The organism is Rhodococcus yunnanensis NBRC 103083 (assembly GCF_001895005.1).
Classification (GTDB): Bacteria; Actinomycetota; Actinomycetes; order Mycobacteriales; family Mycobacteriaceae; genus Rhodococcoides; species Rhodococcoides yunnanense.
Window position 1 is genome coordinate 44,840 of sequence record NZ_BCXH01000023.1, and the last position, 21,746, is coordinate 66,585.

The window sequence follows — 21,746 nt, forward strand, 5'->3', positions numbered from 1 at the left end:
GTGAATCATGGCAACGAATACCGAGCGATCCCAGGGTTCGGCCGGTTCGAACGGCCCGGACACGAACTTTCTTCCCGGCGACCAGCAGCCCCGCACCGATTTTCTGGTCTTCGGTATCACCGCAGCGATCACCGCGGCCATTCTCGTCTGGGGCCTGGTGGCCGCGGACTCTCTCGATTCGACCACATCCACCGTCCTGGACTGGTTGGTGAAGAACATCGGTTGGCTGTTCATCATCGCCGCATCCGGATTCGTGATCTTCTCGATCTATCTGGCCGTCGGCAAGTTCGGCAAGATACCGCTCGGCAAGGACGGTGAGAAACCCGAGTTCAAGACCGTCAGCTGGATCGCCATGATGTTCAGCGCGGGCATGGGCATCGGACTGATGTTCTTCGGTGTTGCAGAACCCTTGTCGCACTTCGTGACTCCACCTCCCGGGTCCGACGGGACCATCGGTTCGGCGATGGCGACGACGATGTTCCACTGGAGCCTGCATCCCTGGTCCATCTACGCCGTCGTCGGCCTGGCAGTTGCATACGGAACGTACCGAAAAGGCCGCAAGCAGTTGATCAGCTCGGCGTTCATCCCGTTGCTCGGTCGTCGGGCAGAAGGCCCGATCGGCAAGGTCATCGACATACTCGCCATCTTCGCGACCATGTTCGGCACCGCCGCCTCGCTCGGGCTCGGGGCATTGCAGATCGGTTCGGGGTTCGAGGTTCTCGGCTGGTTGGGCGAATCGGGGACACTTCTGCTCGTCGCCATCGTCGCATTGCTGACGCTCGCCTTCGTCGCGTCCGCGGTGTCCGGCGTCGCCAAGGGAATTCAGTGGTTGTCCAACATCAACATGGTGCTGGCCCTGATTCTGGCGGTATTCGTCTTCGTGGTCGGCCCGACGGTGTTGATACTCAACCTGATTCCGACGACCGTCGGGGACTATGCCAGCGATCTGGTGCACATGTCGGCCAGGTCGGCCGCCGCGGGGGACAACGGCGAAACCGCGAGCTGGCTGTCGTCGTGGACGATCTTCTACTGGGCGTGGTGGGTGTCGTGGACCCCGTTCGTCGGCATGTTCCTCGCCCGAATCAGCAGGGGCCGCACCGTCCGTGAGTTCATCGTCGGTGTCGTCCTGGTACCGAGCGCCGTCAGTCTCGTCTGGTTCTCCATCTTCGGAGGCGCGGGAATCGCCGAGCAGGAGAACGGAATCGACCTCGCCGGCCGCGACAGTACCGAATCCCAGTTGTTCGGCATGCTCGACAATCTGCCTCTCGCAGGCATATCCAGCGTTCTCGTCATGGTGCTCGTGGCCATCTTCTTCGTCTCGGGCGCCGACGCGGCGTCGATGGTCATGGGCACTCTCAGCCAACGAGGAACCCAGGAACCGAGCCGCTGGGTCGTCATCTTCTGGGGCGTGTCGACCGGCGGAATCGCGGCGCTGATCCTGTGGACCGGCGGCGAGGATGCGCTGAACGGGCTGCAGACGATGACCATCATCGCGGCGGCACCGTTCGTCATCGTGATGATCGGGCTCTGTATTGCGCTCTATCGGGACCTGTCCTCGGATCCGCTGGTCAGGCGGCCGCGAATCAGCGCCACGAAGGCAACCACAACTCCTGCTGCCACAGCTCGGGAGTAATCGGCATGGCCGTCAGTATCGGCCACAACCAGATGAAGTTCGCGATCACCAGGCCCACGTAGAGGCACACCAACAACAGGCCGGTGCCTCTACGTTCGGCCGACGCCCGAGCCGATCCGATGATCTGCCCGAGCACCAGCGCGAAACCCATCACCATGAACGGCGCGAGCGCGACCGCATAGAAGTAGTACATCTGGCGGTCGAGTGTGGTGAACCACGGGAGAAAGCCTGCGGCATAACCGGTCAGAACCACGGCGAAACGCCAGTCGCGACGCGCGAACACCATCCACATGCACCACAACAACATCGGCACCGCGAGCCACCACATCGCCGGGGTGCCGATCAGCATGATCGCCTTGACGCACGACGACGCCGAGCAGCCCTGCACGTTCTCGCCGTCGGCGAAGTAGTAGAGCATGGGGCGCAACCCCATCGGCCACGTCCACGGCTTCGACTCCCAGGGGTGACGGTTCCCCGCCGAGTTGGTCAGGCCCTCGTGGAACGAAAGAACGTTGCCGCTGTAGTACCACAGCGATCGCAGTGCGCCCGGCACGAACGAGAACGGACCGTCGGTGCCGATCTCGTTCCCGACGGCATGACGGTCGACACCGTTCTCGCTGGCGAACCACCCTGCGTACGTGCAGAGGTAGACGATCACGGGGATGACGACGAGTGCGTACAGTGCGGGGCCGATGTCGCGAACCGCGGTGCCGATCCAGGGCCGAGACACACCGTTCGCACGTCGGGCAGCAAGATCGAAGGCGACACAGAGCAGTCCGAAGAACGCGATGAAATACAGGCCCGACCATTTGGTGCCGCACGCGAGGCCGAGCATGATGCCTGCCCCGAACCGCCACCATCGGACACCGAGGCGGGGACCGAATTCGGTTGCATCGATACGTCCTTCGGCACGCACCTTCGCCATACGTGCACGCACGTCGTCCCGGTCGACGACGAGGCAACCCATCGCCGCCGTGACGAAGAAGGCCAAGAAGATGTCGAGCATCCCGATCCGAGAGGACACGAAGGTGACACCGTCGACGATGAGCAGGATGCCCGCGATGGCACCGACGAGCGTCGACCGCGCCAACCGTCGTACGATCCGAATCACGATCAGTACCAGCAGAGTTCCCATGAGGGCAGCGGAGAAGCGCCAACCCCACCCGTTGTACCCGAACAGCGCCTCGCCTACCGCGATCAACTGCTTCCCGACGGGCGGATGCACAACCAGACCGTAGGCTGGATTGTCCTCGATCCCGCCGCCCGTCAGTACCTGCCAACCCTGCGGCGCATAGTGCTTCTCGTCGAACACCGGAGTCCCGGCGTCGGTGGGATACCGCAGCATCGCGAAGCGCGTGATCGCCGCGACGGCGGTGAGTACGAGCGTGACGATCCATCCCCGCCGACGATCGTCGTCCCGGTAGTGGTCGGCCGCAGGAGACGTTGGACCGGGACTGACAACGAACCGCTCGGTCGACAAGGTCACATGCCGATCGTAAGGGGCGGCGATGCGTACACCACCGGTGGTGTGCGAAATACTGGAACCATGCTGATCCTTGCCGCAACCCCCATGGGCGATGTGGGTGATGCGTCCCAGCGACTGCGCGACGCACTGGCCACGGCCGACGTCGTCGCCGCGGAAGACACCCGACGGACCAAGCAGTTGGCGTCCTCGCTCGGGGTGACCATCACCGGGAAGGTGATCAGCTTCTACGATCAGGTCGAAGCCGCACGACTCCCTGGCCTCGTCGACGCCGTCCGCGAGAAGAAGACGGTCCTGCTGGTCACCGATGCAGGCATGCCGTCGGTCAGCGACCCCGGCTACCGACTCGTCGCCGCGTGCGTCGAGGCGGATCTCCCCGTCACGTGCCTACCGGGGCCGTCCGCGGTGACGACCGCTCTTGCCCTGTCCGGACTTCCCGTGGAGCGCTTCTGCTTCGACGGCTTCCCGCCGCGCAAGCAAGGGCAACGCACCACGTTCTACAAGAACCTGATCGCGGAATCGCGCGCATGTGTCTTCTTCGAGGCCCCTCATCGCCTCGCAGCCTCGCTCGCGGACGCCGTGGCAGTCCTGGGTTCCGAACGGCGCGCCGCGGTCTGCAGAGAGCTGACCAAGACGTACGAGGAAGTCAAACGCGGAACGCTCGGCGAACTGGCCCTGTGGGCAGCGGATGGGGTCCGCGGCGAGATCACCGTCGTGCTCGCCGGTGCGCAGCCGGTCGCGTCGGAACCGGAGGACTTGGTCGAGGGCGTCGAGAAGCTCGTCGCGTCGGGAATGCGGTTGAAGGACGCGTGCGCCGAGGTGGCGATCGGCGGGGTCGGCAAGCGGGAGCTGTACGAGGCCGTCCTCACTGCGCGGGCGGGAGTGGAGCCTGCGGAATGACCAGGTCAGAAGCGGGAGTGGAGCCTGCGGAATGACCAGGTTGTAAGCGGGAGTGGAGCCTGCGGAATGACCGGGTGAGACGAGCAGGATCAGCCGACGACCTGCTGACGTAGCCCTTCGGTCGCAGCTTCCAGGACGGTCTTGGTGCCCTTCTTCACGAGGAATCCGGGCACCGGGATCTTGGGATCGACGGTGAGCGAGAACTTCACGTGCGTTCCCTTCTCCGTCGGGGTGAGGGTGTATTCGCCGCGCTGAGATTTCTGCTGTGAACTTTCGACGAGATCCCACGACACCGTCGTCTCGGACCAGGTGTATTCGACGACCTGCTCGTCGTTGATGCCGAGGATCGACACCGCCATTTTCACGCGGCGCGGCTTGCCGTCGTCGAAACGGCTCACTATCTCGATCTTCTTGTGGACGGGCGACCAGGACGGCAGCCCTTCCACGTCCGCGAGAACGTCGAGGACCGCGGCCTGCTCGGCGTGGATGTCGACCTCTTTGGTGCCTGTGACTGCCATGGGGACAACGTAACTCAGGCGGTGCCTGCCACGGCGTCGATTGCTCCGTGTGTCCGCACGAACTCACCGATCTCGCTCAGCGCCCGATGTGCCTCGGGCAGGAAATCCGCGGCCTGGAACACGTGGACCTGGTCCTGCCAGACCTGCAGTTCGCAGTCCACGCCTGCCGCGTCGAGTCGTTCGGCCATCAGTTCGGCGTCCGCCAGGACCATCTCGGTGGATCCGGCCTGGATGAGCACCGGCGGTAGGCCGGACAGGTCGGCGTCGACGGGGGAGACCCGTGGACCGTGCTTTCCTTCGACGACGATCTCGGCGTCGACGCGGTCGGCCAGAACCGTCAGGGCAGGTACGGCGTCGGCCGGGAACACCGCGCACTTCGACGCGTTGGGGTGCTCGAGCTTGCCCGTCGGGTCCATGTCGGTCAGCGGCGACATGACGAAGATCCCTGCAGGGGTGGGCAGGTCAAGGGTCCGCAGTGCCAGCGACACCATGAAGGCCAGGTAGCCCCCGGCCGAATCGCCCGCGATGAAGATCTGATCGGGCCTGTAACCGGAATCGAGCAGGAACCGGTAACCGTCGACTCCGTCCTCGACAGCGTGCGCGATGGGGTTTCTCGGCATCATTCGGTAGTCGACCGACAGGACGGGTGCATCGACGCTGTTGGAGATGCGGGACACCAGACGGCGGTGGGTGTTGAGGCCGCAGCAGATGAACGCGCCGCCGTGCAGGTAGAGCACCACCCTGTCGTCCCGAACGCCGTCGGCGCGGATCCATTCGGCGCCGCAGTCCGCGAGCAGCACTCGGCGCCGGCGGGTACCTTTCACGGGCGGCACCAGCATTCCTGCGTAGTCGACGAGGCCCATCGGCCACGGAAGGTTCGGCATCTTTGCCCACACGGACAGAAACGGCCGAACCGTCAACTGCAGGTAGGCGGCCAGAGCCTTGCTGCTGAGGCTGCTGCTGGACATGTCACGCCTGGTCGACGGCTTCTTCGTCGAACCCGGCTGCTTCAAAGCGGTGAGTACGGTTGTCATCGTCCTCGCCTCCGTTCGCGCAGGTGCTTGGAACTCCTAGTAACGGACAATAACCTGTGGCGTGAACCACTCGAACGTAAGGTTCGAGTTCGATGTCACACCGTGACGAAAACTAGTCGTAAAGGTGATCGCACATGGCGCTCATGCCCGTTACCGAATCCATGTTCTTGATCGCGGAATCACGCGAGCACCCGATGCATGTCGGTGGGCTCCAACTTTTCGTACCGGCTGGTGATCCGCACGAACTCGCGGACGAGATCGAGGCCAAGTTCACGCAGAGCGAAGTTCACGAACTGTTTCGTAAAAGGCCTGGTCGGCCGGTCAATGTCATGGGCAATATCACGTGGTCTCGCGAAGCGGACATCGACTTCGAGTATCACGTACGGAGGGTGATACTGCCGTCTCCCGGGAGGATTCGAGAGCTGTTTCAATTCCTCTCTCTGAACCACAGTACGCCGCTGGACCGGTATCGGCCCATGTGGGAACTTCACATCGTCGAAGGGCTCGCCGACGGCCGGATCGCTCTGTACACCAAGGTGCATCACTCCCTCGTCGACGGTGTATCGGCGTTGAAGCTGATGCTCAACACGCTGACAACCGATCCTGACGACCGAAACGGCGTCGCGACATGGGACCCGTCGTTGTTCCGCGTGAAGGAATCGCGACGCGAGCCGAGTGCGTTCGAACGCATCAAGGGCGGGGCGACGGTCGGGCTCGGGCTTGCCGGTGATCTGTTCGACTTCGTCCCCGCCGCGGCACGGATCGGACTGCGTGCGATGCGCAACGAAGGTGCCCAATTGCCCCTTCGGGCACCACGGACGATGTTCAACGTGCCCATCGGCGGTGCCCGACGGTTCGCCGCCGAAAGTTGGTCGATCGATCGAATGACCACCGTGGCAAAGAGTTTGGACATCACGCTCAACGACATCGTGCTGGCGATGTGCGCCGGGGCGCTGCGCGCGTACCTGATCGACGAGGACGGGCTACCCGAATCTCCCTTGATCGCAATGGTTCCTGTCTCACTACGCAAGCCCGGCGAGGAGTCGTCGGCCGGAAACGCGGTGACCACCATTCTGTGCAACCTCGGTACACACGAGTCCGACCCGCTCGATCGGTTGCAGTGCATCACCGACTCGACGACCAAGGGCAAGGACATGATGCGTGAGCTGAACACGTTGGAGTCCTTGACCTTCGGCGCGGTCACCATGCTGCCGCTGCTGTTCGGTCCGGTCCCCGGCTTCGTGAACAACACTCCGCCGCCGTTCAACGTCGTGATCTCCAACGTGCCGGGCTCGAGGGAGGAACTGTACTGGAACGGAGCCAGGCTCGACGGGATCTATCCGGCGTCCATCGTGTGCGACGGGATGGCCCTCAACATCACCGTCGCCAGCAACGGGGATTCGCTCAACTTCGGCCTCATCGGCTGCCGGCGAAGCGTCCCGCACCTGCAGCGGATGCTCACGCACCTGGAAACGTCGTTGGCGGAGTTGGAGAAGGTCGCGCCGGCTTCCGCTTGAATGGACCCTGCTAGCTATCTGTTCGTATGAATGGCGCATTCAAGCGATGGGGTCCGATCGCTTGAATGCGCCGCCGACGCTATCTATTCGTATGAATGAACCATTCAAGCGGTCTTGGGCTCGTACTTCGGAAACACCGGCGACGGCGCAGGCAGCGACTCGCCCGGCACGATCCGCGAGGCGATGTCGGTGAACTCGTGGGCCGGACCGCCGAGCAGTTCGAGGATCCGGGCCGCCGATCCGGGCATGACGGGCTGGATCAGAATGCCGACGATGCGCAGGACCTCCAGCGTCACGTACAGCACGGTGGCCATACGCGCCGGATCGGTCTTGCGCAGCACCCACGGTTCCTGCTGCGAGAAGTAGCGGTTGGTCTCACCGAGCACCGACCAGATCGCTTCGAGGGCCGAATGCAGTGCCTGGACGTCGAATTCGCGGCGGCAGATCTCCAGCAGTGCGTCCGCGCGCGCAAGCAACGCCTCGTCGTCGGCCGTGAATGCGCCGGGCGTCGGGACCTTTCCGTCGAGGTTCTTGGCGACCATCGTCAGCGAACGCTGCGCGAGGTTGCCGAGCTCGTTCGACAGGTCCGCATTCATCCGCGTCACGATCGCCTCGGCGCTGTAGCTGCCGTCCTGGCCGTACGAGACCTCACGGAGCAGGAAGAATCGAAGCGGATCGAGGCCGAACTCGTCGACGAGCGCGAACGGGTCGACGACATTGCCGACCGACTTGGACATCTTCTCGCCCTTGTTGTTCAGAAATCCGTGCACGAACACCCGCTTGGGCAGCTCGATGCCCGCGGACATGAGGAACGACGGCCAGAAGACGGTGTGGAACCGGGTGATGTCCTTGCCGATGATGTGCAGGTCGGCGGGCCAGTACTTCTGGAACTTCTCGGAGTCGGTGTTCGGGTAACCGACGCCGGTGATGTAGTTGGTCAGGGCGTCGACCCACACGTACATGACGTGCGCCGGATCGTTCGGCACCTGAACGCCCCAGTCGAACGTCGTCCGCGAGATCGACAGGTCCCGCAGGCCGCCCTTGACGAAGTTGACGATCTCGTTGCGGCGAGTATTGGGCGCGATGAAACCGGGATTGGCGTCGTACAGCTCGAGGAGTTTGTCCTGATACGCCGACAGCTTGAAGAAGTACGACGCCTCTTCCGTCCATTCGACCGGGGTGTTCGTCTCGGTGGCGACGCGGGTGCCGTCCTCGGCGAGAGTCGTCTCTCCTTCGGTGTAGAACGCTTCGTCGCGCACCGAATACCACCCGGCGAAGGCGTCGAGATAGATGTCGCCGCGCTCGACCATCTTGTCCCAGATGGCCTGGCTGGCCTCGTGGTGATCGGCATCCGTCGTCCGGATGAACCGGTCGTAGGAGATCCCGAGGGTCTCGTCGAGCTTCTTGAAGACGTCGGAGTTGCGGGTCGCCAGGTCGCGGACGTCGATGCCCTCTTTGGTCGCCGTCTGCTGCATCTTCAGGCCGTGCTCGTCGGTCCCCGTCAGGAACATGACGTCGAAGCCGTCGAGCCGCTTGAATCGGGCGATCACATCCGTCGAGATGTACTCGTACGCGTGTCCGATGTGCGGCACACCGTTCGGGTACGCGATCGCGGTCGTGACATAGAAAGGAGGCCGTGAGGCTTCAGCTGGCGCAGTCATGGTGCGCCTACTCTATCTATTCGTGACCAAAGATCGTCCTGCACCACCGCTGCCCGAGCGTCTCGACACCCTCGTCGACGCGCACACGCACCTCGATGCATGCGGCGCCGTCGATGCCCACAGCGTCGCCGCGATCCTCGATCGTGCCGAGTCGGTGGGCGTCGGACGGGTGGTGACGGTGGCCGACGACCTCGATGCCGCGCGCTTCGCCGTCGACGCCGCCGGGTGGGACCGGAGGGTCTGGGCGGCCGTCGCCATCCATCCGACGCGCGCGAACGTGCTCGACGACGACGTGAAGGCCGAGATCGAGCGCCTGGCGACAAATCCGCGCGTCGTCGCGGTCGGGGAGACGGGGCTGGACTACTACTGGCCCGGCAAGCTCGACGGCTGCGCGACGGTGGAAGAGCAGCACGACGGCTTTCGCTGGCACATCGATCTGGCGAAAAGGCTCGGCAAGCCGCTGATGATCCACAACCGTGAGGCCGACGAGGACCTGCTTTCGGTGTTGAAAGAGGAGGGCGCTCCCGAGACGGTCATCTTCCATTGCTTCTCGTCGGGTCCCGAGATCGCCAGGGCATGCATCGACGCCGGCTACGTGCTCAGCCTGTCCGGGACCGTCAGTTTCAAGAACGCGCACGCTCTGCGTGCGGCGGCCGTCCTGATTCCCGACGCCCAACTGCTGGTGGAGACCGATGCGCCGTTCCTGACGCCGCATCCGTTCCGCGGAGCGCCGAACGAGCCGTACTGCTTGCCGTACACCGCTCGCGCGCTGGCCGAGATCCGTGGTCAGGATCCGGTCGAGCTCGCCGCGCATGTCACCGCGAATGCCGAGCGGGTCTATGCGCTCCGCGCCCGTGTGTGAGCAGTGATTCTCTGACGTAACTCGGCGCTCACGAGCACCCAGAGTTGCGGGATGTGCACCAATTCGTTACCGTACCGTGATCCAGCCGACGGGCGTTTCGCATTGGTAACGCTCCCGAACTCAGGAATTGCTTGTGTCCAGTATTGCTCGTCTCAACTCCACCAGGTCGTTGACGTTGTACCTGGTAGTCGCCGCGCTGCTGGCTACTCTCCTGGTCGGAGGTGCCATCGCCGTTGCCCGTCACAAGACGGTGACGATCGACGTCGACGGCGAAAAGATCAGTCTCAGCACCATGACATCCGACGTCAACGGGGCTCTCGTCGCCGCCGGGTACGCCCCGGGTGACAAGGATCTCGTCGCGCCGTCCGGTGACACGTCGCTGTCCGACGGCGAAACGGTCGTTCTGCGCCGTGCGCGTGAGCTCAACGTGACCGTCGACGGCGAGCAGAAGGAGATCTGGACGACCGCACTGACCGTCGACGAGGCCCTTCAGCAGATGGACCTCACCGAGGACGCACATGTGTCGGCGTCGCGCGGTGAGCGTCTCCCACTCGAAGGCACCACCCTCGATGTCGCACTGCCCAAACAGGTTTCGATCGTCGACGGCGCAGCAGCAGCAACACCGCTGACTCTCGCCGCCCCGACGATCCGCGAATTCCTCGAAGAGGCAGGCACGCCGCTCGAGCAGGCGGACACCGTGTCACCCGGACCGGACGAGAAGGTCACCGAAGGCGCCCAGATCGTCGTGACGCGTGACCGGACCGAGACCAAGTCCGAAACGACCGACGTCTCGCCCCCCGAACAGCGCATCGAAGACCCGACGATGAACATGAGCAAGACCGTCGTCGAAAACCCGGGCTCGCCGGGAATCTCCGACATCACGTGGAACATCAACACCGTCAACGGCCAGGAAGTCGGCCGCGAGAAGGTCTCCGAGGACGTCAAGGTCCCGGCGCAGCCCAAGGTCGTACGCGTCGGCGCGAAGCCCGGCACCGAGGTGCCACCCGTCGAGAACGGTGCGACGTGGGACGCCCTCGCGCAGTGCGAAGCAACCGGCAACTGGGCCATCAACACCGGCAACGGCTTCTTCGGCGGCGTCCAGTTCGACCAGAACACCTGGGAACGCCAAGGCGGACTCAAATACGCACCCCGCGCCGACCTCGCCACACGTGAAGAGCAGATCGCCATCGCCTCGGTCACACAGAAGTCACAGGGCTGGGGCGCATGGCCTGCCTGCACCGCTCGCCTGGGTTACCGCTGACTTGCGTACAGTTTTCACAGTGCCTGATCATGTGAGGGAACCCGCGGCGCTGCTCGGGCCCGCGGAAGTGAGATCTCTCGCCGCCGAGTTGGATGTTCGACCCACCAAACAGCTCGGACAGAACTTCGTGCACGACGCCAACACCGTGCGTCGAATCGTCGCATCGGCGGGAGTCGGTGGCGCCGACACCGTCCTCGAAGTGGGGCCGGGACTCGGCTCGTTGACCCTCGCGCTGCTCGATGTCGCCGACGCGGTCATCGCCGTCGAGATCGACCCGAAGCTCGCCGCACGGCTGCCGCACACCGTGGCCGACAGAGCGGCATCGCTCGCCGACCGGCTGACCGTCGTCGAGTTCGACGCGTTGCGCGTCACGGCATCCGACATACCGGGGGAACCGTCGGCGCTGGTGGCGAACCTTCCGTACAACGTCGCCGTTCCGGTGCTGCTGCATCTGTTCTCGGAACTACCCTCGCTGCGTACCGCTCTGGTCATGGTGCAGGCCGAGGTGGCCGACCGGCTGGCCGCCGACCCGGGCAGCAAGATCTACGGCATCCCCAGCGTCAAGGCGAACTTCTTCGGAACCGTCAAACGCGCAGGATCCGTCGGGCGCTCGGTGTTCTGGCCGGTGCCGAAGGTCGAGTCGGGACTCGTGCGCATCGACCGCTACGCCGAGCCGCCGTGGTCGATGGACGATGCGTACCGCCGACAGGTGTTCGCCGTCGTCGACGCTGCCTTCGCACAGCGCAGGAAGACACTGAGGGCCGCGCTCAGCGGATGGGCAGGCTCTCCCGTCGAAGCCGAGAGGCGATTGCGCGAAGCGGACATCGACCCCTCCGCCCGCGGGGAAACTCTCGACGCAGCCGCGTTCGTCCGGTTGGCGGGTACCCACGCCTGACCGCTTGAATGGTTCATTCATCCGATCAGATGGCGTGAACGGCGCATTCAAGCACTGCTGGCGTCAAGCACTGCTCGCGCGGTATCGCGCGCTCAACCGCTCGTGCCACTCGGCGACCTTGCGGCATTCATCGTGCAGCTCCGGAGGGTCGAGGACGGTGAAGTCGGTGTCGAATGCCGACAACCATCGGGCGATGGACTGTAGGGAGCCGCCCGCGAGCAGGATCGTGCACGTGTCGTCGGTGCCGGATTCCAGTGTTCCCCATTCCTCGTCGACCATCGGCGCGATCGTGTCGATCGGCGCATGGAGTCGTATCCGGGCCTGTACCAGCGTGAACGCACTGCTGATTCCCCTCGCGACGAACGCCGCGGCGCCTCCCTCCGGAAGCTCCCGCGGAGTGAACCGCGGGCCGGTGGGGATCTTCGGCACCAACCGGTCGACGCGAAACGACCGCCAGTCCTGACGCATCAGGTCCCACCCCAGCAGGTACCACCGGGCGCCTGCGCGTACCAGACTGTAGGGCTCGACCTCGCGGCGTGCCTCGGTGCCGTCGTGGGTGCGGTAGTCGAATCGCAGACGCTCGTGGCTGTGGCAGACCCCGGCGACAGTCGCCAGGACCGAGGCGTCGACCGCGGCACGTGCGGGCCGGTCGACGACATCGATGCGCAGCGCGTCGAGCCGATGCTGGATGCGCGACGGCATCACCTGGCGCAATTTGGTCAACGCCCGCAGCGACGCCTCTCCTATTCCCGCCACGGAGCCGCCTGCCGACGACTGCAGCCCGAATGCGACCGCGAGTGCCTCGTCGTCATCGAGCAGCAGTGGAGGCATCTCGGCACCTGCGCCGAGTTGATAGCCGCCACCGACTCCCGCCGTCGCGTTGACGGGGTACCCGATCTCGCGGAGCTTGTCGATATCGCGACGCACCGTCCTGGGTGTGACGTTCAATCGGTCGGCAAGGTCGGCTCCCGCCCAGTCGCGGCGGGTCTGGAGCAGAGACAGCAGCTTGAGCAATCGCGCCGAGGTTTCCCGCATGAACACATGATCGCAGTGATTGCGGACGGTTACTGTCCGCGGGATCTCGGTACTCGCCGATGTGGGTGCCACGGATTTCTCCACTACTGTTGACTCTCGTGCTCTCAGTCGTCCCCAGCCCCGTCGTCGTCCGGGCACCGTCGAAGGTCAATCTGCACCTGTCGGTCGGTGACCTGCGCGAGGACGGCTACCACGAACTGACGACGGTCTTCCAGGCTCTGTCGTTGGCCGACGAGGTCTCGGTGGTGCCTGCGAAGGCGCTGAAGGTCACCGTCCGGGGCGAGAGCGCAGGCTCGGTTCCCACGGACGAGCGCAACCTCGTGTGGAAGGCGGCGGTACTGCTTGCCGACGCGGTGGGCCGTGATCCGCTCGTGGAGATCACGATCGACAAGGGCATACCCGTGGCGGGCGGTATGGCAGGCGGTAGTACCGATGCGGCGGCCACGTTGGTGGCACTCAACTCGCTGTGGGAGCTCGATCTCACACGCGCCGCGCTCACCGACCTGGCTGCGAAACTCGGCAGCGATGTCCCGTTCGTCCTGAACGGCGGCACAGCTGTCGGCACCGGGCGCGGCGAGAAGCTGCTTCCGGTGCTCTCGCGCAACAGTTTTCACTGGGTGCTCGCGTTGGCGAAGGGTGGATTGCAAACGCCTGCGGTGTTCCGTGAACTCGACGAGTTACGCGCGAAGGGTTCGCCGCCGCGCCTGGGCGAACCGGAAGCGCTGATGCATGCGCTCGCATCCGGCGACGCGCACGCGTTGGCCCCGCTGCTCGGCAACGATCTGCAGCCGGCTGCGGTATCGCTGCTCCCGCAGTTGCGGCGTACCCTACGCGCAGGTGTGACAGCGGGTGCGCTGGCGGGCATCGTCTCGGGCTCAGGGCCTACCTGTGCATTTCTGTGTGCCGATTCCGACACCGCGGTGTCGGTCGGTGCCGAGTTGTCCGGTGCAGGCGTCTGCCGCACCGTGCGTGTTGCGAGTGGCCCGGTTCCCGGTGCTCGCGTGGTTACTAGTGAATCGATTGGTTTCTCCTGATGGTCAATCTCGTCAATCTCGAAAACGTCTCGAAGTCCTTCGGCGTCAAGCCCCTTCTCGACGGCGTGTCCCTCGGCGTTCAAGAGGGTGAACGCATCGGCATGGTCGGGCTCAACGGCGGCGGCAAGACGACGACGCTCGAGGTGCTCGCCGGTATCGAGCCACCCGACTCGGGACGTGTCAGCCGCGTCGGTGGTCTGCGGATGGCCGTAGTGACTCAGCGCGGGGTGCTTCCGCCCGGATCGACCGTCGGGCAGGTCGTTCTCGATCCGCTCGGGATGGCCGAGCACGAGTGGGCAGGCGACTCGCGGGTTCGAAACATTCTCACCGGCATCGGGATCGCCGATCTCGGTCCCGCGGGGAGCTCGGGTCTCGACGCGCCCATCGACAACCTGTCCGGTGGTGAGCGCCGCCGAGTGGCGTTGGCAGCGGCACTCGTACAGGATCTCGACCTGCTCGTCCTCGACGAGCCCACCAACCACCTCGACGTCGAGGGTGTGCAATGGCTTGCCGCCCATCTGGTGTCGCGTCGCAGTGCCCTCGTCGTCGTCACCCACGATCGGTGGTTCCTCGACACTGTCGCAAGCCAGACATGGGAGGTCGTCGGGGGCGGGGTCGAGACCTACGAGGGCGGCTACAACGACTGGATCTTCGCCCGCGCCGAGCGTTCGCGTCAGGCGGATGCGTCGGAAGAGCGTCGACGCAACCTCGCACGCAAGGAACTCGCATGGCTGCGCCGCGGCGCGCCTGCCCGGACCTCCAAGCCGAAGTACCGCATCGAGGCCGCCGAAGCACTCATCGCCGACGTTCCGGCTCCTCGCGATTCCGTGGCGCTCGCGTCGTTCGCAACCCGCAGGCTCGGACGGGTCGTCATCGAGCTGGAGGATGCGCGTCTCGAAACTCCCGACGGCCGCGAGCTGGTCAAGGACTTCACCTGGCGTCTTGCGCCAGGTGAGCGCGTCGGCCTCGTCGGTGTCAACGGCTCGGGCAAGACGACGCTGCTGCGCACGCTGGCAGGGGAGCTGGAACCGGCTGCAGGCAAACGCATTCAGGGCCAGACCGTCAAGATCGGTTGGCTGAAGCAGGAATTGGACGATCTGCCCAAGAAGCTTCGTGTGCTCGATGCCGTCAAGGAAATCGCCGAGCGAATCACGTTGGGCGACAAGGAAATTTCGGCAGGACAGCTTGCCGAGCGTCTCGGTTTCACCCCGGCGCGTCAGCGCACGCCCGTCGGCGATCTGTCCGGTGGCGAGCGTCGCAGGCTGCAGTTGACGCGCGTGTTGATGGCCGAGCCGAACGTGCTTCTGCTCGACGAGCCCACCAACGATCTCGACATCGACACACTGCAGCAACTGGAGGATCTGCTCGACAGTTGGGCGGGAACCCTCGTGGTCATCAGCCACGATCGATACCTGATCGAGCGCATCTGTGATTCGACGTGGGCGCTGTTCGGCGACGGCAAGCTCACCAACCTGCCGGGTGGGATCGAGGAGTACCTGCGCAGGCGGGCAGTCCTCGCAGCCGAGTCGACACCGGATTCGCTCACCACCGGCGGCACCGCGAAGAGAGCAGTCAGGGATGCTGCGTCCGAACGCGCAGCCAGAAAAGAGCTGAGCAAACTCGAGAAGACCGTCGTCCGGTTGTCCGATCGCGAGATCGCACTGCACGCAGAACTGGCGCAGGCGGCCACCGATCCGGGTCGGTTGGTCGAATTGGACACCGAGCTCAAGAAGGTCGTCGCGGACAAGGACGTTGCCGAGGAGCGGTGGATGGAACTCGCAGCCGAGTTCGACTGACGGTATGAACGCCTCGACACCGACCCTCGTGCCGATGGACTCCGCACAGATCCGGCGTTGGCTCGACTCCGGCCGTGCGCAGTACGTCGCGGACCGGATCGAGGCAGGGGAGAGCCGAAGTGAAGCGGAGGCCAATGCTCTGGCGTCGTACTCCAGTACTTTTCCCGGCGACATTCCCTCGCCCACGCAGCGGCTTTTCGATGTGGTGCTCGCCTCCGAGGTCGTCGGGTGCCTGTGGCTCGCTCCGCGCGCGGACGCCGAGCCCGATCACTGGTGGGTGTGGGACATCGAGATCGAAGAAAACTTTCGCGGACGCGGACTCGGCCGCGCGACCATGTTGCTCGCGGAGGACGCGGCCCGTGCAGAGGGCGCGAAGACGCTCGGGCTCAACGTGTTCGGCGGAAACGCCGTCGCGCGGCAACTGTACCGGTCACTGGACTACCGGGAGACGGCGGTCCAGATGCGCAAAAATCTGTGACGGTGAAAGCGACCCGTGCCGAGCGTTCGCGCGCTAGTTTTCGTCAGATGGACCCTGTTGTCGAGATTCAGCGGTTGAAGTACCGGTATGCCCGCACGCTGGACACGAAATCCTGGACCGAGTTCGCCGACACCATGCTTCCCGACGCCACTGCCACCTATGGTGCGAACCTGGCGTTCGAGTCGCGCGCCGCGTTGATCGAGTTCATGAAGACGACGCTCGGGCCGAGCGTCATCACCGAGCATCACTGTGGACACCCGGAGATCGAGGTCGACGGAGGCGTGGCGACCGGTGTCTGGTACCTCTCCGACACGGTCATCATCCCCGAACACCAGGTGATCCTGCGTGGGGCGGCGTTCTACCGGGATCGATACGTACGGTGTGAGGATGGGGCCTGGAGAATTGCGCACACGGGATACGAGAGAACGTACGAGTACGTGGTGTCCACCAACGATGTGCCGAGCTTTCACTTGACGGCGAACATGTGGTCCGAACAGTGACGTCCGTGGTGCGCGCGGCGCTGGGCGATGCCTTCGAGGAACTGCATCCGAAGGTGCAGTGGCGTTTCGGTCTCGAATCCGGCGACGGTCGCAGTCAGGTGGGAGTCGGCGTCATGGAGGAGATGACGCATTCACCCCTCGTGCCGCCGCCGGTGCTGTGGCTCGGGAGCAGGCGCGGATTGTTTCCCGGCGGAAAGGGCACCGAGGTGCCGTTCACGATCGTGAACTACGCGTACACCGACGACCTGGGCCGCGAGACGATGTCCTTCGTACGCAGATTTCAGTTCCTCGGGAAGGCGCAGGGCATGAACTCGGTCATGGTCACGCCGTCGACGCCGTCGAAACCCGGTGTCGCGCTGGACTATCTGGGCTTTCACTCCGACATGATCGTGGAGACCACTTGCCGGGTCGAGGACGGTGGGCTGATTCTCGACAGCGGCCCACCCCGTCTCCTGGGCATCCGAATTCCGCAGTTCGCGTCGGCGAGGACGACCGGACGTGAGTGGTGGGACGAGTCCGAGCATCGGCATCGCATCCAGATCGACGTGACCTCGCCGCTGCTCGGCCGGCTCTTCCACTACCGGGGTTGGTTCACCGCCGAGGAAAGATCCTGCACTGCCGCAGAGGTACCCGCATCCGCCAGGCCGTCTCGGCTGGAGCACCGCGAGTAGCAGCGAAGAGAAAACCCCCTGGCGCTGGACCAAGGGGTTTCTCGCATCATTTCCAGCGGATCAGCGGTAACCCTTGGCCGGGTTCAGAAGGTCCAGGACGATGGTCTGTCCGTTGGAACGGACATGGATCTCCGGGTTCTGCAGGCCGCCGGATACCAGGTACTCGCCGAGAAGCTGAAGCAGTTCGTCGGGTCCGACCGAGGTGTCGGGGGTGCGGATGTCTCCGGTGCGGCTACCGAGTTCGTTTTGTGTCAGACGGCCCGCAATGCGTACGGACGCGACACCCATCGCGGTACGACGGTCCGGCGCGGCGCTGCGGCCGTTGCTCGTCGGCACACTGCCGTTGGACGCGTGCGTGCTGGACCGGCCATTGGTGGGGAGACCGTGCTCGGAGATCTGATCGCTAGTAGTCACTTCAACCTCGTTCGAATCCTGGGAGGGCTGCTCGGGCGTGGTGCTGTCAACATCGGTCTTCGCATCTTCGGTGCGTCCACCGGTCTTCGGTACATCTGGCGTGGATACACCTGGCTTGGATACATCTGGCTTCGATCCAGCCGGCTTGGATGCATCTGGCGTGGATGTAACCGGGTTCGATGCATCCGGGTTCGATGCATCAGGGCTCGATACGTCCGGGCTCGATACCTGGGGCTTCACGACATCGACGGGCGCGGTCACCGGTGCGGCGGCTCTGGGCGCCGAGGCCTTCGAAGAGTCGGACCGCGGCGGCACCGCACCCGCAGTCCGCGTGGGAGTGGGTGTACTCAATCGGTGGGCAGGCGCTTGGCCGATTTTGATACCCGCCAGCGGATAGCTGGATCCCTGTGTCATCTTCAACCCCGAGTCGTATGCGTGAACTCCGTGGCACGAGCACAAAACCTACTCGATGCCCGTTCGGACCACCGAAGAATAACACTACGTATGTTTACGGGGTGATTTTGCGATTGATTTCTTTTTCTGCCGACGGCGGTGTGAACGCTCGCTCGCGTTCGATCACTCGCCGGCGGCGACCAGAGGCTCCAACGTCAGATCGGGCATTTCCTTCTCGAGATACTGCAGGCGCCACTTGTCGCTGACGAGGGCGAGAATCGCACCGTCGGTACGCGTGAACACCTCGACGCCGCGTTGGCGACCCAGTTCGACGGCCGACGCGGCATCGGTGCGGCGAGCGACCGAATATCCGAGTGGTTCGAGTCGGGCGTCGACACCGAACTCGCTCTTCATCCGCGCGGTGACCACCTCGAACTGCATCGGCCCGACAGCGGCGAGAACAGGCGACGCGTCGCCGCGAACGTCGTTGCGCAGCACCTGCACCACGCCCTCGGAATCCATCTGTTCGACGGCACGTCTGAACTTCTTGTACTTGTCCGCGCTGTCCACGCGCAGCGCAGCGAAGTGCTCGGGCGCGAACGACGGGATCGGTGGGTACTCGACCTTCTTGTCGCTGAAGAGTGTGTGACCCGGCGCGAGGGCGGTGGCGTTGACGAGACCGACGACATCACCCGGGTAGGCGTTCTCGACGGTGGTGCGTTCGCGTCCGAAGACCGTCAGTGCGTACTTCGTGGTGAACGGCTTCCCGGTCTGCGCATGCGTGACGACCATGCCGCGCTCGAACACCCCGGACACGACGCGCATGAACGCGAGCCGGTCGCGGTGCGCGGTGTCCATGCCGGCCTGGACCTTGAACACCACGGCGCTGAACGGGTCGGTCACCTCACGGGTTCCGCCCTTGGCGTCCTCGCGGGGGCCCGGTGCGGGCGCGAGAGCGACGAGGGTGTCCAGTATCTGGCGGACGCCGAAGTTGAGCATCGCCGAACCGAAGATCACGGGCGACGTCTGGCCGGCGAGAAACAGCTCCTGATCGTGTCCCTGACCGCTCGAGACGAGCAGCTCGCTCTCTTCGAGCGCTGTCTCCCATTCGCTGCCCTCCCGCGCGGCGGCCGCGTCGGCGTCGAGCAGTTCCTCGGGGGCGATCGTGGCACCGCCCGCGGTACGGGTGAAACGGATGTAGTTGCCCTCACGCACGTCGAGCAGACCGCGGAAATCGCCTGCGATGCCGACGGGCCAGTACAGCGGCGTCGGGGTCAGGCCGATGCGCTGTTCGATCTCGTCGAGCAACTCGAGCGGCGACTGTCCCGGACGGTCCCACTTGTTGATCACGGTGATGACGGGGATGCCGAACTGACGGCACACCTGGAACAACTTCAGTGTCTGCGGCTCCAGACCCTTGGCGGCGTCGATGAGCATCACAGCGGCATCGACGGCCGTCAGTACGCGGTAGGTGTCCTCGGAGAAGTCGGCGTGGCCGGGGGTGTCGACGAGGTTGATGACATTGACGTCGTCGACACGCGGATCCACCTGGTAGTTGAACTGCAGCGCCGTCGAACTCACCGAGATGCCGCGCGCCTTCTCCATTTCCATCCAGTCCGACACCGTCGAGCGTCGGCCTGCCTTGCCGTGGATCGCACCCGCCTCGGAGATGACGCGCGCGTGCAGCGCGAGAGCCTCGGTCAGCGTCGACTTACCGGCGTCGGGATGCGAGATGACGGCGAACGTACGGCGGCGAGCGATCTCGCCTGCCAGCTCTTTGTGCACGCTTTTCGGGACCGACTCGGTGGGGGTAGTGCTGATGTCTACCGAATCGGGCGTAGTCAAGCGAACCTCTTTTTGCTGGAGTGGGTTTGTTGCCGCTACCAGGGTACTCGGACCGGAGTTCGGTAACGGTTCCCGTACGCCGATGGATTCAATAGCCTGAGGAGAGTGCCTGATTGCAACTCGCTCGGCGGAGGAGATGACATTGAGCAAATTCACCGAAGAAATGTTCGCCACGGCGGTCACCAGCCGGCGCGGACTCGTCACCGGCGAGCCCGACGAGGCGTTGCGGCAGTCGTGGGGCGAGATTCATCGAGTTGCGCGAAAGATGGCGGGCGCACTGGCCGATGCGGGTATCGAGCACGGTGATGCGATCGGCATTCTTGCTGGTCAGCCCGTGGATATCGCGCCCGCGTGTCAGGCGGCGTGGATGCGCGGTGGCTCGGTCACGATGTTGCACCAGCCGACTCCGCGTACCGATCTGGCGGTGTGGGGCGAGGACACCGAGACGGTCGTGAAGATGATCGAGGCCAAGGTCGTGATCCTCGGGGCACCGTTCGACATCGCCGCTCCGGTTCTGAAGGAGCGGGGCATCACCGTGCTCGAGATCGAGGACATGCGGTCCGGTCGCGACATCGACCCGATACCGACCGACGAGTCCGATATCGCGTTGCAGCAGTTGACGTCCGGTTCGACCGGCTCGCCCAAGGCGGTGCGGATCACGCACGAGAACTTCTACGTCAACGCGTACGCGATGATCGATCGCATCAAGTTCGACGTCGACTCCGACGTCATGGTCAGCTGGCTGCCTCTTTTCCACGATATGGGGATGGTCGGTTTCCTGACCGTGCCGATGCAGGTGGGCGCCGAGGTCGTCAGCATCACCCCGCTCGACTTCCTGAGGTCACCGCTGTTGTGGGCCAAGCTCATCGACAAGTACCGCGGAACCGTCACGGCGGCACCGAATTTCGCGTACTCGCTTCTTGCGCGTCGACTCCGGCAGGCGGAGGACGACCTGGATCTCGACCTCGGCACGCTGCGCTACGCGTGGAACGGCGCCGAGCCGGTCGACCCCGACACCATGATCGCGTTGGCGGAGGCCGGCAGACCGTACGGGCTCGATCCGCATGCACTCGCCCCCGTGTACGGCATGGCGGAAACGACTCTGGCAGTGTCCATTCCAGACCCGGGGCAGGGGCAGGTGCTCGACGTCGTCGACGCCGACCTGCTCGAGGCGATGGGACGGGCGGTCCCGACGACCAAGGGCAACGTCCGCAAGCTCGCGACGCTCGGCAAGATGGTCCCCAATCTCGAGGGACGCGTCGTCGACAATGAGGGGCAGGTGCTCACCCCGAGGGGCGTCGGCATCATCGAGGTCAGAGGCAAGGCCGTCACCCCGGGCTACATCACCGTCGACGGGCCCGTCCCGACACAGGACAGCGAGGGGTGGCTCGACACCGGCGACGTCGGATATTTCACCGAGGAAGGACTCGTCGTCGTCTGCGGGCGCATCAAGGACGTCATCATCATGGGCGGGCGCAACATCTATCCGACCGACATCGAGCGGGCCGCAGGTTCGGTGCAGGGTGTACGGCCCGGTAATGCCGTCGCGATCCGTCTCGACGCGGGCGAGAAGCGGGAGAGCTTCGCAGTCGCGGTGGAGACCAACGACTTCCAGAACCCGGACGAGGTCAAACGCATCGAACACGAGATCGTGCACGCGGTGTACTCGGAGGTCGGGGTGAGGCCGCGGACCGTCGCCGTGCTCGGGCCAGGGTCGATCCCGAAGACGTCGTCGGGCAAATTGCGCCGCGCCAACTCGGCGTCGTTGCTGCGCTGACCGCTCAGTGTGTGCGTAGCTGACCGCCTGGTGTGCGCG

General features: G+C 64.7%; 20 protein-coding genes. 13 read left to right on the top strand and 7 right to left on the bottom strand.

Annotation, left to right across the window (positions count from 1 at the left end; genetic code table 11):
• The first annotated feature begins 7 nt into the window (after window positions 1-7).
• Window positions 8-1,633, top strand: a complete 1,626-nt coding sequence (locus RY1_RS26210; RefSeq protein WP_245819965.1) for a BCCT family transporter — start codon at window positions 8-10, stop codon at window positions 1,631-1,633.
• On the opposite strand, the gene RY1_RS26215 is transcribed toward RY1_RS26210, so the two are convergent.
• On the bottom strand, window positions 1,584-3,119 hold the full coding sequence (locus tag RY1_RS26215) for a dolichyl-phosphate-mannose--protein mannosyltransferase (RefSeq protein ID WP_072806973.1): 1,536 nt from the start codon (window positions 3,117-3,119) through the stop codon (window positions 1,584-1,586). The two genes, RY1_RS26210 and RY1_RS26215, sit on opposite strands and share 50 nt — an antisense overlap.
• Window positions 3,120-3,179: 60 nt before the next feature.
• On the opposite strand from RY1_RS26215, the gene rsmI reads away from it, so the two are divergent.
• A complete protein-coding gene (rsmI, locus tag RY1_RS26220) occupies window positions 3,180-4,016 on the top strand; it encodes a 16S rRNA (cytidine(1402)-2'-O)-methyltransferase (protein ID WP_072807014.1) in 837 nt (278 codons plus the stop codon).
• Between the two features lie 89 nt (window positions 4,017-4,105).
• Here the strand turns inward: rsmI and RY1_RS26225 are convergent, their stop codons facing one another.
• Both RY1_RS26225 and RY1_RS26230 read right to left on the bottom strand, forming a co-directional pair.
• Window positions 4,106-4,534, bottom strand: a complete 429-nt coding sequence (locus tag RY1_RS26225; RefSeq protein ID WP_072806974.1) for an SRPBCC family protein — start codon at window positions 4,532-4,534, stop codon at window positions 4,106-4,108.
• A gap of 14 nt (window positions 4,535-4,548) precedes the next feature.
• Entirely contained in the window at window positions 4,549-5,568 is a 1,020-nt protein-coding gene (locus RY1_RS26230) for an alpha/beta hydrolase (RefSeq protein ID WP_072806975.1), read from the bottom strand.
• A 134-nt stretch (window positions 5,569-5,702) separates the two neighbouring features.
• Between RY1_RS26230 and RY1_RS26235 the strand changes: the two genes are divergently transcribed.
• Window positions 5,703-7,085 (top strand): WS/DGAT/MGAT family O-acyltransferase, encoded by a 1,383-nt coding sequence (locus tag RY1_RS26235; protein ID WP_072806976.1) that lies wholly within the window; start codon window positions 5,703-5,705, stop codon window positions 7,083-7,085.
• A 104-nt stretch (window positions 7,086-7,189) separates the two neighbouring features.
• Here RY1_RS26235 and metG read toward each other — a convergent pair whose 3' ends face one another.
• Window positions 7,190-8,746, bottom strand: a complete 1,557-nt coding sequence (gene metG, locus RY1_RS26240) for a methionine--tRNA ligase (protein WP_072806977.1) — start codon at window positions 8,744-8,746, stop codon at window positions 7,190-7,192.
• A 22-nt stretch (window positions 8,747-8,768) separates the two neighbouring features.
• Between metG and RY1_RS26245 the strand changes: the two genes are divergently transcribed.
• The 3 genes from RY1_RS26245 (at window position 8,769) to rsmA (ending at window position 11,764) form a co-directional block, all read left to right on the top strand.
• The gene (locus RY1_RS26245; protein WP_072807015.1) at window positions 8,769-9,608 is read left to right on the top strand and encodes a TatD family hydrolase; all 840 of its coding nucleotides are present in this window, start codon (window positions 8,769-8,771) and stop codon (window positions 9,606-9,608) included.
• 133 nt (window positions 9,609-9,741) lie between these two features.
• A complete protein-coding gene (locus RY1_RS26250; RefSeq protein ID WP_072806978.1) occupies window positions 9,742-10,869 on the top strand; it encodes a resuscitation-promoting factor in 1,128 nt (375 codons plus the stop codon).
• A gap of 19 nt (window positions 10,870-10,888) precedes the next feature.
• Window positions 10,889-11,764 carry a 16S rRNA (adenine(1518)-N(6)/adenine(1519)-N(6))-dimethyltransferase RsmA gene (gene rsmA / locus RY1_RS26255; RefSeq protein WP_072806979.1) on the top strand — a complete coding sequence of 292 codons (876 nt, stop codon included), beginning with the start codon at window positions 10,889-10,891 and terminating at the stop codon, window positions 11,762-11,764.
• Window positions 11,765-11,827: 63 nt separating this feature from the next.
• On the opposite strand, the gene RY1_RS26260 is transcribed toward rsmA, so the two are convergent.
• Entirely contained in the window at window positions 11,828-12,799 is a 972-nt protein-coding gene (locus RY1_RS26260) for a helix-turn-helix transcriptional regulator (RefSeq protein ID WP_072807016.1), read from the bottom strand.
• Window positions 12,800-12,897: 98 nt separating this feature from the next.
• Between RY1_RS26260 and RY1_RS26265 the strand changes: the two genes are divergently transcribed.
• The 5 genes from RY1_RS26265 to RY1_RS26285 are packed head-to-tail and all read left to right on the top strand — an operon-like array spanning window position 12,898 to window position 17,278.
• The gene (locus tag RY1_RS26265; protein WP_072807017.1) at window positions 12,898-13,833 is read left to right on the top strand and encodes a 4-(cytidine 5'-diphospho)-2-C-methyl-D-erythritol kinase; all 936 of its coding nucleotides are present in this window, start codon (window positions 12,898-12,900) and stop codon (window positions 13,831-13,833) included.
• Window positions 13,833-15,629 (top strand): ABC-F family ATP-binding cassette domain-containing protein, encoded by a 1,797-nt coding sequence (locus tag RY1_RS26270; RefSeq protein WP_072806980.1) that lies wholly within the window; start codon window positions 13,833-13,835, stop codon window positions 15,627-15,629. Before RY1_RS26265 ends, RY1_RS26270 begins: the two co-directional genes overlap by 1 nt.
• Window positions 15,630-15,633: 4 nt before the next feature.
• Window positions 15,634-16,107 (top strand): GNAT family N-acetyltransferase, encoded by a 474-nt coding sequence (locus tag RY1_RS26275; protein WP_072806981.1) that lies wholly within the window; start codon window positions 15,634-15,636, stop codon window positions 16,105-16,107.
• A gap of 47 nt (window positions 16,108-16,154) precedes the next feature.
• Window positions 16,155-16,607 (top strand): nuclear transport factor 2 family protein, encoded by a 453-nt coding sequence (locus RY1_RS26280; RefSeq protein WP_072806982.1) that lies wholly within the window; start codon window positions 16,155-16,157, stop codon window positions 16,605-16,607.
• Window positions 16,604-17,278, top strand: coding sequence for a DUF4166 domain-containing protein (locus RY1_RS26285; protein WP_072806983.1), 675 nt, complete (start codon window positions 16,604-16,606; stop codon window positions 17,276-17,278). The genes RY1_RS26280 and RY1_RS26285 overlap by 4 nt, the downstream gene beginning before the upstream one ends.
• A 60-nt stretch (window positions 17,279-17,338) precedes the next feature.
• Here RY1_RS26285 and RY1_RS26290 read toward each other — a convergent pair whose 3' ends face one another.
• A complete protein-coding gene (locus tag RY1_RS26290; RefSeq protein ID WP_245819966.1) occupies window positions 17,339-17,692 on the bottom strand; it encodes a hypothetical protein in 354 nt (117 codons plus the stop codon).
• Between the two features lie 160 nt (window positions 17,693-17,852).
• On the opposite strand from RY1_RS26290, the gene RY1_RS30245 reads away from it, so the two are divergent.
• Window positions 17,853-18,089 (top strand): hypothetical protein, encoded by a 237-nt coding sequence (locus tag RY1_RS30245; RefSeq protein WP_169914836.1) that lies wholly within the window; start codon window positions 17,853-17,855, stop codon window positions 18,087-18,089.
• Window positions 18,090-18,268: 179 nt separating this feature from the next.
• Here RY1_RS30245 and RY1_RS26295 read toward each other — a convergent pair whose 3' ends face one another.
• Complete coding sequence (locus RY1_RS26295) at window positions 18,269-19,930, bottom strand: peptide chain release factor 3 (protein ID WP_072806984.1); 1,662 nt, start codon at window positions 19,928-19,930, stop codon at window positions 18,269-18,271.
• Window positions 19,931-20,072: 142 nt separating this feature from the next.
• On the opposite strand from RY1_RS26295, the gene RY1_RS26300 reads away from it, so the two are divergent.
• Window positions 20,073-21,707 carry a fatty acyl-AMP ligase gene (locus tag RY1_RS26300; protein ID WP_072807018.1) on the top strand — a complete coding sequence of 545 codons (1,635 nt, stop codon included), beginning with the start codon at window positions 20,073-20,075 and terminating at the stop codon, window positions 21,705-21,707.
• Window positions 21,708-21,746 lie beyond the last annotated feature (39 nt).

What these genes read in the sequence shown, in the direction of transcription:
- RY1_RS26210 (WP_245819965.1), top strand. Translation starts at nt 8, where the DNA reads ATGGCAACGAATACCGAGCGATCCCAGGGTTCGGCCGGTTCGAACGGC.
- rsmI (WP_072807014.1), top strand. Translation starts at nt 3,180, where the DNA reads ATGCTGATCCTTGCCGCAACCCCCATGGGCGATGTGGGTGATGCGTCC.
- RY1_RS26225 (WP_072806974.1), bottom strand. Translation starts at nt 4,534, where the DNA reads ATGGCAGTCACAGGCACCAAAGAGGTCGACATCCACGCCGAGCAGGCC.
- RY1_RS26230 (WP_072806975.1), bottom strand. Translation starts at nt 5,568, where the DNA reads ATGACAACCGTACTCACCGCTTTGAAGCAGCCGGGTTCGACGAAGAAG.
- RY1_RS26235 (WP_072806976.1), top strand. Translation starts at nt 5,703, where the DNA reads ATGGCGCTCATGCCCGTTACCGAATCCATGTTCTTGATCGCGGAATCA.
- metG (WP_072806977.1), bottom strand. Translation starts at nt 8,746, where the DNA reads ATGACTGCGCCAGCTGAAGCCTCACGGCCTCCTTTCTATGTCACGACC.
- RY1_RS26260 (WP_072807016.1), bottom strand. Translation starts at nt 12,799, where the DNA reads ATGCGGGAAACCTCGGCGCGATTGCTCAAGCTGCTGTCTCTGCTCCAG.
- RY1_RS26270 (WP_072806980.1), top strand. Translation starts at nt 13,833, where the DNA reads ATGGTCAATCTCGTCAATCTCGAAAACGTCTCGAAGTCCTTCGGCGTC.
- RY1_RS26275 (WP_072806981.1), top strand. Translation starts at nt 15,634, where the DNA reads ATGAACGCCTCGACACCGACCCTCGTGCCGATGGACTCCGCACAGATC.
- RY1_RS26280 (WP_072806982.1), top strand. Translation starts at nt 16,155, where the DNA reads ATGGACCCTGTTGTCGAGATTCAGCGGTTGAAGTACCGGTATGCCCGC.